A 13102-nucleotide genomic window follows, 5' to 3' on the forward strand; every position below is an offset into this window, starting at 1 on the left:
CCATTCCATCTTTACCTACAAAGTGAGAGGATTTAGTTGTTGTAACTCCCACTTGAAATCATACGACCTCTTGAGTCCTGTTCCATACTGTCTTCACTCTCACGAATGTAGTTGTCAATACTATCACCAGACTGTGTTTGCGAAGCGTTTTGTTGTGTATCGGGTACGTATTGTGGGTCCACTTGGTAATGTGGCATACCGCATTCAGTCGCACGATTTGGCACAGTATGACGTAATAGTGGAATATACATTGCACCTTCACAGCCTTGGGCAGACAATTCGCCAGTACGTGAATCAATCCATTGCCATGCAATATCATCTGTTTGTCGCAAATTCACAGGTTTTTGACGTAACTGTTTCATCACATTAATCCAGACAGGCAATGCGCCTGATGAACCTGTCAACCCAGTGATTTTATTATTGTCTAATCCGAGCCACACGACAGCTAAGTTGTTACCCGAGTATCCTGCGAACCATGAATCACGAGTATCATTGGTTGTCCCTGATTTACCCGCAAGTTTAAGATCAGCTGGTAAGCTATTGTAAGCCGCTTTACCTGTACCCGATGACATGACTTGCTGTAAACCATAGTTCAATAAGAATGCAGCAGAAGGATCTATGGTTTGCTGAACGTTTAAGCCGAAACGCTCTAGAAGACGACCATTTGAATCAACCACAGTACGAATAGCTTTGGTAGGATATTTAAATCCACCCGTTGCAAAGTTGCCATAAATACTCATTACTTCCATCGGTGACATATCAACTGCACCGAGGAAAATCGATGGATAATTCGGGATTTTAGAGGTCACGCCAAATTTAGTCAGATTATTGCTAAATGTTGAGATACCAAATTCATTACCCAGACGAACAGCTGACAGGTTATATGAGTTAGCAAGTGCTTGTGCTAAAGGAACATAACCATGACCAGAGCCACTATAGTTTTTCGGTGTCCACGATTGGTTGCCATTGACAGGTAAACTAATCGGCGCATCTTCGATTTGAGACGCCCAATTGTATCGCCCTGACTCCAAAGCACTTAAATAGATTACAGGTTTGAGCAAAGAACCTACTTGACGCTTGGCATCAACTGTACGGTTAAAACCAGTAAAGTCTTGTGTAGAACCTACAGCAGCAATCAATTCACCATTCTCAGGGCGCGTGACTAAAACAGCACCCTGTAAGTCTTTTAAACGTGATGGATTGGCATTGGCTAATCGAGTCACAGTATCTCTAAAGCTATTTTGAACTTTGGTTTGTGCAATTGGGTCAAGCGTTGTAAAAATTCTTAAACCTTGATTGGTTAGGTCAGACTCTTGATACTCTGTTTTAAGTTGACGACGTACAATATCGAGAAAGTCTGGGAACTTCGCGGTTCCTAGCGTTGGTTTACGTACAACATTCAATGGACGCGAAATTTCTTTTTCATATTGTGCTTGATCTAAGTAGCCCATCACCAACATATTGTTCAAGACAATATCTCGACGCTTTTTTGCCCCTTCAGGATTTTTCCAAGGATTAAACAGGGTAGGTCCTTGTACCAAACCAACTAAATAAGCTTGCTGTGAAATATTTAGTTCACTGAGTGGTAATCCAAAATAGAACTGTGAAGCTAAACCATAACCATTGACTGAATAATTCCCGCTTTGCCCCAAGTTTACTTCATTTAAATAGGCTTCAAGAATTTCATCTTTACTATAATGAAGCTCTAATAAAAGAGACATGAGTGCTTCATTGACTTTACGTTTCAAGGTTTTTTCAGGGGTTAAGAAAAAGTTCTTCACCAATTGTTGAGTGAGTGTTGAACCACCTTGACGCTTTCCGCCTGTTACGTTACTGACCAGCGCACGTGCGGTACCACGGAAAGATATCCCGTGATGACGATAAAAGTTACGATCTTCGGTTGCAATTAATGCTTCGATCAAAGGTTTTGGAACCTTGTTAAGTTTAATCAGCACACGGTCTTCATTATGTTGCGGATAGATTCCACCAATCAACATCGGTTCTAAACGTGCAATTCCAGTATTGGTTGGCTTAGTGGCTTTAACATCAGAAACAGTATCTCCTGCAAAAGTCACTTGTAAAACTTGTTCTGGGTCAACACTATCGCCAAAGTCGAAGCCTCGTGTATGAACATAGACAGAATTGGGTTGGCTGATATATGTTCCAGACTTGGTATAACTGTCACTGTTTTTATAACCCAACAGTTTAAGCTCTTGTTCAAATTCTGTTTGTGCAATAGGCGCAGTTGCATATATTTCTAATGGTCGCGCAAATACTTTCGCAGGAATGTCCCAGCGGTTTCCTTCGAACTTGTCCCGAATAACATTGTCGAGTCGAATTAAGTAGATACTAAATGCAAAAAATGCTGCAATGACCAATACACAAAAAATCAGTGCAATCAAGCCTATACCACGTTCGTTCTTCATATACAGATAATAAAACCCAATTTATTTTCGCTAATCATGCGAAGCTTTTCTTAAATTTGCAATAATAAATCTGTGAAATACACAAATTTAAAGCCTTTTTGGGTATTCTTGTTATTTTTCGTTGATGAATGATTTTATAAACATATTCTGAAAGTGCTATGATATCTCAGAATTTCAGTGGAGCTAAAGCACCTGTGCAGATTTCACCAAAGACCTTTCGTAACATTGGTTTGATTGGAAGACCAGATAAATCTTCTGTGGTTGATACGCTTTGCCTTATACACGATCATTTATTGAGTTTAGGTTTACATCCCGTTTTTGACACCGCAACAGCAGAACTTGTTCCCTATACCAATACTCAAACTGTCAGTAAGAATTTACTCGGTGAGGTTGTAGATTTAGTCATTGTTGTTGGTGGCGATGGCTCCTTATTACATGCAGCACGTGCATTGGTGAAATATAATATTCCCGTATTAGGTGTCAACCGTGGTCGACTGGGCTTTTTAACGGATATTAAACCAACTGAAGTGATTTTTAAGCTCGACCAAGTCTTAAAAGGTGAATTTCAACTTGATCGCCGTTTCTTACTTGAAATTGAAATTCGCAGTAAAAATGAAACGATTTACGATGCAATTGCTTTGAATGATGTGGTGCTACATTCAGGTAAGTCTGTACATATGATCGATTTCGAACTGAATATTGATGGGCAATATGTTTATCGTCAGCACAGTGATGGTTTAATTGTGTCTACGCCCACAGGTTCGACAGCATATGCATTATCGGGTGGGGGACCGATTCTCCATCCAAGTATGGATGCGATTGCTTTGGTTCCGATGCATCCACATACCTTGTCTTCGCGCCCAATCGTTGTGGGTGGGCAGAGTGAAATTAAGATACTGATCCGTGAAAACCGTGTATTGCCGATGGTGAGTGCCGATGGACAACACAGTGTTTCATTAAATGTTGGCGATAGTTTGCATATTCGCAAACATCCATTCAAACTAATACTTTTACATCCGCCAGGTTATGACTTCTATATGGCTTGTCGTACTAAACTTGGTTGGAATCAAGATTTTGATTCTTTTCAGCGGGATTGACCATGAATATTGAACAGATGCTTTCTATTTTAGATGCTGATATCGTTGAACGATTAAAAACAGCAGTAGAAATTGGGAAATGGCCAAATGGTGTGGCACTGACTGCTGAGCAGCGTCAAACTTGTATGCAAGCGGTAATCGCTTGGGAACATCAAAATGTTCCTGAAAAAGAACGTACGGGTTATATTGATAAAGGTCATAAAGAAGAGGGTGAGGAGTGTGACTCACATGTTCCTGAACCAGAATTTAAACCAATTCGTTTTATCTAACTGTGTAAAAAACATTTGAACCGTAAAGTAGCCTTACTTTATGGTTCAAATACTCAATAAAAAAACAATAATATTTAAGCTGCTACAATGATGATGGTATAAAACGGTCTATACGTTAAAAATCAGAAATATGTAAAAAGGCGACAAAGATATTCAGGAAGATAAAAATTCTTAAAAATATAGAGGTTAAAGTGCTACAGCTGCTCAAAACAATAAAGCTTGTTCATCTCAGTCTAATCTTCATCTCTGCAATTTCCACCAGCTCATTCGCTGAACGAACAAGTGGCGCAAGTCCTATTCAATGCTTATTAGATGTGACTGTGATTGCAAGTCAAAATTTCCAAACGCCAGTCACACAATATACATCAATTAAAAATGATGGTTATCCGATGCTATTAATTGGTATAAAAATTGATAATGCTTATACAGCTGACTCTTCAAAAAAAATAAAAACGCACCATTTATATTGTTCAAAGCTGATTGGTCAGCAAAAAGATGCATATTTATCTGGACCACATATACAGAATAAAAACGTGATCCAAATCGGTGATCAGTTGCAACTCCTCAATATTCATTCTTCAGGGAAAAGTTATCCTTTTTGGTCTGATTTTTATTTTATACAAAAGCGTGATCATTGATCATCACGCTTTAGTAGAAACTTCAATTTAGAAACGTGTGTTCCAAAGATGTTGAGCTTTACTCATGGCTTCAGGGTAGTTATTTACAATACCCATGGTATATAAAGCAATCCCCATCGTTTCGGTAACGGCAATCTCGCCATAGTCATGTGTTTGTTGACCTTCCCAGACAGCTTTAAACACAGACAGATCCAGTTGTTCTTCTATTGGACTACGATTATCCGTTAATTTTGGTAATTCATATTCATAGAGTTCACCATCTTGGATACCACAAATCAGCGTTTTCGCGTCAGGGTTTCGCTCAAACTCGCCACCTTCACCTTTAATCACTGCGCTATTTTGATAACCCAGTTGAAAAGCTGCCTGTTGATGCGAGCTACGATAAGCAGGGTGAAAAATAGCTTGCATGGTGGCTTTGGCATTGAACGGGTTAATCAGGCGAGCAAGAGTATGTATTGGAGAGCGTAATCCCATGACATTTCTGAGATTGATCAAATCTGCTAAAATTGGCGAGATTACATCCAAAGGCAAATAAGCAAAATTTTGAGTCTCTAACTGTTGTTTGACTTCAGTTTCATTTTGGCAAATTGGAAATCCTAAATACGCTAAAACTTGTTCGGTATAAACACGATTCATGGTATGCCCAGCAGCGCCGTGCATGACGATCTTATAACCGTGTTTAGCCAGTGTCAGAGCTGCCAGCAAAAACCATGGATAATGTTTGCGTTTCCCTGCATAAGATGACCAGTCTAAATCCACAGAAAGTGCTTGGAAGTTCAATTGGTCTTTGGTCGCTTGGACAAAGCCAGTGAGTTCATCTACAGATTCTTCTTTTACACGAAGTAGCATCAAGAATGCACCTAGTTGTACATCAAGCACTTCATTTTTTAAAATCATCGAAAAAGCTTGATAAGCTTCATCATAAGTTAATGATCGTGCACCATTTTTTCCTTTACCAATGATTCGCACAAACTGCGCAAAAGGATGTTCAAAGTCTTTATAAAGATTGCGTTTGGTATTCATATGGATGCAGTCATAAGCCGAAGAAACAGTGCAGTACACTATGCCATAAATGAATTGAAAGGGTATAGATCCAAGTGGTATTAGACTAAGGTCTAAGCAAAAAATGGACAGATGTTAGCCAAAATTCACATTTACATAGAGATTGATGCTCAAAAATTAATTAAAATAAGCTTGAATAGTGTTTTATTTTTCATCTCCTGTTCTACATTTATTCTGATTTGCATATGGGCAATACAGAGTAAATCTTAAACATCGTCATTTGTTGTCTTTGTTTTGGAAAACGGCTGTTTTCTGAACGGATTTTTATTTTCTAAAAATCTATTTTCTTGATGTTTTCATCAGGATTTTTGCCTGTGTCAGCAAATGGTCGCATTAATATTGGATATTTCTTCGAACAGAAATATAGAAAGAAGTAATTATCATGGCTAAGAAACCGCTGTATAAATCACTCTATTTTCAAGTGATTGTTGCCATTATTTTGGGTGTGATCGTCGGTCACTACTTCCCAAGTGGTACACAATTGATCAATGGTGTTGAAAAGAATATTCCAGGTTTGGGTGAGCAACTTAAACCCTTAGGTGATGCTTTTATTAAGCTCATTAAAATGATTATCGCACCTGTGATTTTCTGTACCGTGGTCAGTGGTATTGCTGGTATGGAAAGCATGAAATCGGTCGGTAAGACGGGTGGTATTGCGCTGTTGTATTTTGAGATTGTGTCCACGATTGCCTTAATCATTGGTTTGGTGGTGATCAATATTGCTAAACCTGGTGTAGGGATGAATATTGATCCTGCTACATTGGATACTTCGGGTATCAGCAAATATGTGGAATCGGGTGCATCACAATCCACCGTTGATTTCTTTATGCACATTATTCCTAATACGGTTGTCGGTGCATTTGCTGAAGGCGAAATTCTACAAGTTCTTTTATTTGCATTACTGTTTGGCTTTGCTTTACATAAGTTAGGAGATGCAGGTAAACCTGTTCTAAGATTGATTGATCAAATTTCGCATGTGTTCTTTAACATCGTGAATATGATTATGAAACTTGCGCCAATCGGTGCCTTTGGTGCGATGGCATTTACCATCGGTAAGTATGGCATTGGTAGCTTAGCGCAACTTGCACAGCTAATTCTTTGTTTCTATATCACCTGTTTGTTGTTCATTTTCATTATTTTAGGTTCGATCAGTCGTTTCTGCGGATTTAGTATTTTAAAAATGATCCGTATGATTCGTGAAGAGTTATTGATTGTATTGGGTACATCGTCTTCAGAATCTGTATTACCACGTATGCTGAAAAAGCTTGAAATTGCTGGCTGTGAAAAGTCTGTGGTTGGCTTGGTCATTCCAACAGGTTATTCATTTAACCTTGATGGTACCTCTATTTATTTGACTATGGCGGCAATCTTTATTGCACAAGCAACCAATACTCAACTGGATATTTGGCATGAAATTACCTTGCTTGCGGTCTTGTTAATTTCATCAAAGGGTGCAGCAGGTGTAACTGGTTCAGGCTTTATTGTAATGGCAGCAACTTTGGCTGCTGTAGGCAATATCCCAGTCGCTGGTTTGGCTTTGATTTTAGGTATTGACCGTTTCATGTCTGAAGCACGTGCATTGACTAACTTGGTGGGTAACTCTCTGGCAACCATCGTCGTTGCAAAATGGGTGGGTAAGCTTGATGTTGAAAAACTCAATGATGCTTTGAACAATCCTGAAGAAGTTGATCGTAAGATGCTTGAGGAAAAAACTGAAGTACATGCTTGAGTTTTTAAAAGTATTCAATGAAAGTATTAAAGGAAGCTGAGGCTTCCTTTTTTAATGTCTGTGTTGAAGCATCCTTCATTTCTTATAAAATTTAAATTCAAACTGATGTTAGACATTCACGCTACTCAGATTTAACGACAACATGCGTATATCTGATTTATCTTTTAAAGCTTTTTACTGCATTACCTCGCTCAATCAACGTGTGTTGTAAATGTTGAGCGTGTTTCTGATGGGCTTGTTGGCTCTCTATCTGTTGTTGTAATTTGAGTGCAATTAACTCTTTTGCTAAACGCTTATTGGCATGTTGACTGCGTTCAGACATAACTTTAACGCTGATTCCTGTGGCAGTATGGGTTGCATGAATAGCGGAGTCAGTGGTGTTGACATGTTGCCCGCCAGCACCAGATGCCCGACAGGCTTGGAAAATAATCGTATCATCCGCAGGAAGTTGCGTAGGGCTTTGAAATTGGCTAATGCCAACAAACCAATTTTTACGTTTGTGATGTGGACGAATTGGACTTTGAAACGTCCATTGAATGGTTCCTAACCAAGAGTTGAGCCAATTTTGGTGGCTGTCATTAATATTACAGATCACGGATGAATAGCCGTGCGGAGTAGTATTACTTTCTATCACTTCGAATTGAATTTTTTGCTTTTGAGCTTCTTTTTGCATTTCTTGCAAAGTGTATTTAACTGCAAGTTCACATTCTGCGGGTCCAAGCGCAGCACTGATTTGGACAATAGACAATATAGAGCATCCTTTAGATCAAACATTTGATCAAAATAAAAAGTATTGATTTAAAAAAAGTAAATTTATAAATTTACACCTATGTTTTTTTGATAGTGAGACATAGACATTTTTTAGCTTGTCTATTATAAAAAAATATCTGACTGAAAAACAATCAAAATATCAGCAAAGGCAGTTTTATTGGATGAATTATAAAAAATGTTTAACAAAATTCATGCTCAGTTGAATAATACTATTCGAGAAATTTTTCAAAATATGGCAGAATATGCGGTTTTAAAGATTTTAGAGGATTGGCAGCATGCGCTTTGTTGATGAAGCAGTCATTACCGTAGAGGCTGGCGACGGTGGCAATGGCGTAGCCAGTTTTCGCCGTGAAAAATTTGTACCATTTGGTGGTCCAGATGGTGGGGATGGTGGTCGTGGTGGCAGCGTATATATTCAAGCTGACGACGATACCAGTACCTTAGTCGATTATCGTTATACCCGTAAATTTCGCGCTGAACGTGGTAAAAACGGTGCTGGCGCAAACTGTGCTGGTCGTGGTGGTGAATCAGTTGTTCTGAAAGTTCCTGTGGGAACCACCATTGTAGATACAGAGTCTGGCGATATTATTGGTGACCTTGTTGAAGATGGTCAAAAAGTTTTAGTTGCACACGGTGGTGATGGTGGTTTGGGCAATACCCATTTTAAATCATCGACCAACCGTTCTCCACGTAAATGTACACATGGGATCAAAGGTGAGTATCGTGAGATTCGCCTTGAGCTTAAAGTTCTCGCTGATGTCGGTTTATTGGGGATGCCGAATGCAGGTAAATCAACCTTTATTCGTGCTGTTTCCGCAGCAAAACCTAAAGTAGCGGATTACCCATTTACCACGATGGTTCCCAACTTAGGTGTGGTTGATGCGGATCGTCATCGTTCATTTGTAATGGCGGATATTCCTGGGCTGATTGAAGGCGCTGCTGAAGGTGCGGGTCTCGGTATTCGTTTCCTTAAACATTTGGCGCGAACGCGTATTCTTTTGCATATTGTTGATGTGCAACCGATTGATGGTTCAGACCCGGCATACAATGCCAAAGCCATTATGGAAGAATTGAAAAAATTCTCGCCAACTTTGGCTCAATTACCGATTGTGCTTGTTTTAAACAAACTTGATCAATTAAATGATGATACTCAAGAAGAATGGTGTAATCATATTCTTGAAGAATTACAATGGGATGGTCCTGTATTTAAAACTTCAGGCTTGCTTGAAGAGGGAACAAAACCTGTTGTGTATTACCTCATGGATCAAATCGAACAACAACGTGAGTTGGAAGAAGAAGATCCAGAGTATGCAGCGAAAATGAAAGCATTCCGTGATCAGCTTGAAGCTGAAACACGTGAACAAACGATTGCTGCAAAAGAAGCTTATCGTGAAATGCGCCGTCAACAACGTCTTGCTGGTATTTTGGGTGATGATGATGAAGACGACGATGGTGACGATGGCGAAATGGAAGTGTACTACGTACGCTAATTTCTAAAGATATCCAAATATTCGGGTATCCGCTTAGAAAAGAAAGACCGAGGATAAGATGATAGAAGTAGTAGATGGGCAACGTCAGCTCAAGGCTTTAAAACGTATCGTTGTTAAAATCGGATCATCTTTACTCACAGCAAATGGGCAAGGTTTAGATTTGGATGCAATTTCGCATTGGGCGAAACAAATTGCAGATCTACACAATGCCGGACATGAGATTATTCTGGTGTCTTCTGGTGCTGTGGCTGAAGGGATGGTTCGCATGAAGCTAGAGAATCGACCCACCGATCTACCCAGTCTACAAGCTTGTGCTGCCATTGGGCAAATGGGCTTAATCCATACTTGGTCAAGTGTATTAGAGAAACATTCGATTCAAACAGCACAAGTCTTGTTAACACACGATGATCTTGCAGATCGTCGCCGTTACTTAAACTCATGTGATGCCTTGCAGAATCTAATTGATTGGAAGGTAATTCCTGTCATTAATGAAAATGATACGGTATCCACCGACGAAATTCGTTTTGGTGACAATGACACGCTTGCTGCTATGGTTGCGGGTCAAGTGCATGCAGATTTACTGATTATTTTGACTGATCAGCAAGGTATGTTTGATTCAGACCCTCGTTCCAATCCCAATGCAAAATTGTTCCATACCGTTCGCGCAATGGATGAAACTTTATTTGATATGGCTGGCGGTGGCGGTAAGTTTGGTCGTGGTGGTATGTTGACCAAAGTTCGTGCTGCTCGTTTGGCAGCGAAGTCAGGCTGTCCAACGCTGATCGCAAGTGGTGAGAGTGACCATGTATTGGCGCGTTTAATGGCGGGTGAATTACTGGGTACACTGTTTATCACCGATGATGATCGCCTAACAGCTCATCAACAGTGGCTTGCTGCGCATTTACAAACAGCAGGGCGTTTGGTGCTAGATGATGGTGCTGTTAAAGCCATTAAAGAAAATCACCGTAGTTTATTGCCTGTTGGTGTAAAAGCGGTTGAAGGGCATTTTGAGCGTGGTGATGTGGTTGAGTGTGTCGACCAACATGGTCATCGAGTTGCGGTTGGGCGAGTAAATTTCAGTTCTCGTTCTGCTGAAATTGTCAAAGGTCTGGCTTCTGACAAGGTTTACCAAGTATTAGGTGAAGCACGTTCGTTGGAAATGATACATCGTAACCATATGTCGATTTATTGATTTCTAAAGTTTTACAGATAAGACCTCGCTAAGGCGGGGTTTTTATTTGGGTATTAATGCTGGAGCTTTATCATTATAAAAATCTGATTTAAATACTTTTTCCCCTACATACGATTTTAAATAATAATGCTGTTGGTGTAAGCGAGAACCACCTTGTATGCCTTGGGCAAAATTCTCATCTTGATTTAATTTGCGTTTAATCGCACTAAAAAAGCGTTTTATATTTTTATCAGGTGTTTTTGAAATTACTCTTAAGGTTATTTTTTCTAGAGCATTCTCAGTTTCTCTTCCACCTTGTCCTTCAATAGCGTAAATACAATATTCATCATCATAGATTTGGTGTTTATTGATTTTTTGTTCTTTATCTAAAAAATAGAAGCCCAGATTTTGATGATCATACTCCAAAAGTTGTATTTTTAGATTTTCAGTTGTGATCACTTTGATTTGAATTTGCTGATTGGAATCAAAGTACTCCATCATCATTTCAATGTTATATTTTTCTAATTCAGGCTGAATGTAGCGATAGAATTGCGTCAATGATGTGATGACATAAATATACGACATAATGAGCTCACATTTAAAATATTAGCTTTCAAGCTAATTTCTTTTCATCTTCAATGTTTGGGAGCAACTGATCTTTACCAACCATATATTTAAAATCAGCTAAATTGAGCATGTCGAGATCCTCTTCACTATTTCCATAAGCAAAGACTTTTTGATAATGCGCTAAATTGTATTTTTCTAAAACTCTCAAACGTTTTTGTTCACAACTACAATCTGGTGTCGCATAATGACCTGTAAATTTTCCCTCAAGAATCTCAGTCTCAGTACAAATCAAATCAATTTTTAATAATTGGCAAATGACCTCTAAATAAATGTCGACAGAAGCAGAGACTAAAACGACATCATCACCATTGTTTTGGTGTTTGAGCAATTGTTGATAAAGGGTGGGATCTAATTGTCCCATGAGACGATAAGCATATTCATCGGCGATATCTAAAATCTCATTGGCATCAGCATGCTTAAACATGGCGTTAAACAACTTTATACGCATCGCATGAGCTGGGTAGATATTTAAATAATAGGCTTGAATCCACGGCAAGATTTTGATGCCTTGTTTGACAATATGTCTTTTGGATAGAGCATAGAAAATGAACCCTGTAAAACTGTCTTTTTTACACAGGGTTCCATCAAAATCAAATAAAGCTAAATTTTTATACGTTTTGCTCGGTGCATACATGTTTCATATCGTCCGTTTACGCGGCTCGCATACCAATTTGTGTTGTAGTCACGACTCAATTTTGGTCCAGAAATAATGACTTCAGGCATTATGGCATATATTGGTTCTTTGCCTGTTTGATTTTTATATAGTTTAGAAACAGCGATATAGGTTTGGGTTTTTTCAAAATCTTGTTCTTTCTCTTGCTTGAGGTCATTACGAAGCTGTCTTGGTGTCACTAGAATATTATTTTGAGCAAATAATGCAGTCAGTGCTTTTTCTGTATCTGTGATGGCAGGGCGAGGATCACCATTTTTATCATAAGATAAAAGGTCACCATCCAGTGCCAAATCGGCTTTAGTCAACTTATCAATCATTTTTTGAAAGGCAGCATTACGACTAGAGTACATCCCTGAATTGTAGTCTGCAAAACGATAGATAGGCTTGTCATAGTTTGCAGGATACATCATCAAGCGGTGAATCCCGTAATACAAACCACCAAATTCCGTATAAAGATCGTCACGTAACTCATTAACATTCATGCTGCTGCGCTTGTGTGCTTTGGCATAATTGATATGTACTTGCATAGATCCTAGTGTAGTGATCGGGTTCATTTTTTCGGCAATATCTTGACCCACGAATTTGGCAGCACCAGTAAGTGCACTGACATGATAATGCTTTGCCATATAGTCAAATATTTCACGATAAAGCACATCCAAATCTTTTTCTGTACGCACACGACTCATTTGTTTTAAATAATTATCATCAGGTGATGGCTGATTTTTTAAAACATTTTCAAAGTAAGATGCGACTGTACCACCAATGGTTGAACCTAATTTATCTTCAAATTTTTCATTGAGTCGAGTGGTCACTTCTTTGACTGCTTTATCACCTAGACCTGGAACTACAGGGTTGGCAACGAAGTTCGACTCTTGATCGACGACAGCGATAATGGTGCAGACATTTTCTTTGTTGGTCGGAATTTTTAATTCGTTTGAAATATCAAAAATATCTTTTGCCCAAGAGTCACGTTGGCTAACACGATTTGGAATCAGCTTTTTAATTTGTTCCTGTTTTAACTGCTCATCATCTTCATTGGCAAACCATGAACCTTTACCACAAGCAATTAGACTTAAAGAAAGAGCTAACACGCTGAAAGATTTAATAAAAGCGTGATGTCGAACTAATTTTTTCATATCGCAGAAAACA

At 38.9% G+C, this 13102-nt stretch carries 12 protein-coding genes; 6 read left to right on the forward strand and 6 right to left on the reverse strand.

The features are described from left to right. Window positions 1–32 precede the first annotated feature (32 nt). Window positions 33–2426: a penicillin-binding protein 1B gene (mrcB, locus tag I9192_RS07460; RefSeq protein WP_004831524.1), complete on the reverse strand. Its 2394-nt coding sequence runs from the start codon at window positions 2424–2426 to the stop codon at window positions 33–35. A gap of 158 nt (window positions 2427–2584) precedes the next feature. On the opposite strand from mrcB, the gene I9192_RS07465 reads away from it, so the two are divergent. The 3 genes from I9192_RS07465 to I9192_RS07475 all read left to right on the forward strand — a co-directional run bounded on the left by I9192_RS07465 (window position 2585) and on the right by I9192_RS07475 (window position 4430). Then, the gene (locus I9192_RS07465; protein ID WP_004831522.1) at window positions 2585–3523 is read left to right on the forward strand and encodes an NAD(+) kinase; all 939 of its coding nucleotides are present in this window, start codon (window positions 2585–2587) and stop codon (window positions 3521–3523) included. A 2-nt stretch (window positions 3524–3525) separates the two neighbouring features. Then, window positions 3526–3792, forward strand: a complete 267-nt coding sequence (locus tag I9192_RS07470) for a YeaC family protein (protein WP_004831521.1) — start codon at window positions 3526–3528, stop codon at window positions 3790–3792. Window positions 3793–3983: 191 nt separating this feature from the next. Beyond that, a complete protein-coding gene (locus I9192_RS07475) occupies window positions 3984–4430 on the forward strand; it encodes a hypothetical protein (protein WP_005030061.1) in 447 nt (148 codons plus the stop codon). Between the two features lie 27 nt (window positions 4431–4457). Here the strand turns inward: I9192_RS07475 and I9192_RS07480 are convergent, their stop codons facing one another. Then, the gene (locus I9192_RS07480) at window positions 4458–5453 is read right to left on the reverse strand and encodes a glycosyl transferase family protein (protein ID WP_005030059.1); all 996 of its coding nucleotides are present in this window, start codon (window positions 5451–5453) and stop codon (window positions 4458–4460) included. A 421-nt stretch (window positions 5454–5874) separates the two neighbouring features. Here I9192_RS07480 and I9192_RS07485 point away from each other — a divergent pair, with 421 nt between their 5' ends. Then, window positions 5875–7221: a dicarboxylate/amino acid:cation symporter gene (locus tag I9192_RS07485; protein ID WP_005030057.1), complete on the forward strand. Its 1347-nt coding sequence runs from the start codon at window positions 5875–5877 to the stop codon at window positions 7219–7221. Between the two features lie 157 nt (window positions 7222–7378). On the opposite strand, the gene prfH is transcribed toward I9192_RS07485, so the two are convergent. Next, window positions 7379–7969, reverse strand: coding sequence for a peptide chain release factor H (prfH, locus tag I9192_RS07490; RefSeq protein ID WP_005030055.1), 591 nt, complete (start codon window positions 7967–7969; stop codon window positions 7379–7381). Window positions 7970–8267: 298 nt separating this feature from the next. On the opposite strand from prfH, the gene cgtA reads away from it, so the two are divergent. Continuing rightward, entirely contained in the window at window positions 8268–9482 is a 1215-nt protein-coding gene (gene cgtA / locus I9192_RS07495) for an Obg family GTPase CgtA (RefSeq protein ID WP_004831516.1), read from the forward strand. Between the two features lie 58 nt (window positions 9483–9540). Then, window positions 9541–10674 (forward strand): glutamate 5-kinase, encoded by a 1134-nt coding sequence (gene proB, locus I9192_RS07500; protein WP_004831515.1) that lies wholly within the window; start codon window positions 9541–9543, stop codon window positions 10672–10674. A 42-nt stretch (window positions 10675–10716) separates the two neighbouring features. Here the strand turns inward: proB and I9192_RS07505 are convergent, their stop codons facing one another. The 3 genes from I9192_RS07505 to I9192_RS07515 all read right to left on the reverse strand — a co-directional run bounded on the left by I9192_RS07505 (window position 10717) and on the right by I9192_RS07515 (window position 13089). Then, window positions 10717–11151, reverse strand: a complete 435-nt coding sequence (locus I9192_RS07505) for a hypothetical protein (protein WP_228289335.1) — start codon at window positions 11149–11151, stop codon at window positions 10717–10719. A gap of 115 nt (window positions 11152–11266) precedes the next feature. After that, complete coding sequence (locus I9192_RS07510) at window positions 11267–11914, reverse strand: HAD-IB family hydrolase (protein WP_005030050.1); 648 nt, start codon at window positions 11912–11914, stop codon at window positions 11267–11269. Next, complete coding sequence (locus tag I9192_RS07515) at window positions 11881–13089, reverse strand: DUF1615 domain-containing protein (RefSeq protein ID WP_004831511.1); 1209 nt, start codon at window positions 13087–13089, stop codon at window positions 11881–11883. The genes I9192_RS07510 and I9192_RS07515 overlap by 34 nt, the downstream gene beginning before the upstream one ends. Between the last annotated feature and the right edge of the window lie 13 nt (window positions 13090–13102).

Origin of the sequence: Acinetobacter bereziniae, assembly GCF_016576965.1 — a bacterium.
Classification (GTDB): domain Bacteria; phylum Pseudomonadota; class Gammaproteobacteria; order Pseudomonadales; family Moraxellaceae; genus Acinetobacter; species Acinetobacter bereziniae.

Bases quoted from the DNA above. Each gene is read 5' to 3' on its own strand.
- I9192_RS07510 (WP_005030050.1), bottom strand. From the start codon at position 11,914: ATGTATGCACCGAGCAAAACGTATAAAAATTTAGCTTTATTTGATTTT.
- I9192_RS07505 (WP_228289335.1), bottom strand. From the start codon at position 11,151: ATGGAGTACTTTGATTCCAATCAGCAAATTCAAATCAAAGTGATCACA.
- proB (WP_004831515.1), top strand. From the start codon at position 9,541: ATGATAGAAGTAGTAGATGGGCAACGTCAGCTCAAGGCTTTAAAACGT.
- mrcB (WP_004831524.1), bottom strand. From the start codon at position 2,426: ATGAAGAACGAACGTGGTATAGGCTTGATTGCACTGATTTTTTGTGTA.
- I9192_RS07480 (WP_005030059.1), bottom strand. From the start codon at position 5,453: ATGAATACCAAACGCAATCTTTATAAAGACTTTGAACATCCTTTTGCG.
- cgtA (WP_004831516.1), top strand. From the start codon at position 8,268: ATGCGCTTTGTTGATGAAGCAGTCATTACCGTAGAGGCTGGCGACGGT.
- I9192_RS07465 (WP_004831522.1), top strand. From the start codon at position 2,585: ATGATATCTCAGAATTTCAGTGGAGCTAAAGCACCTGTGCAGATTTCA.
- I9192_RS07515 (WP_004831511.1), bottom strand. From the start codon at position 13,089: ATGAAAAAATTAGTTCGACATCACGCTTTTATTAAATCTTTCAGCGTG.
- I9192_RS07470 (WP_004831521.1), top strand. From the start codon at position 3,526: ATGAATATTGAACAGATGCTTTCTATTTTAGATGCTGATATCGTTGAA.
- I9192_RS07485 (WP_005030057.1), top strand. From the start codon at position 5,875: ATGGCTAAGAAACCGCTGTATAAATCACTCTATTTTCAAGTGATTGTT.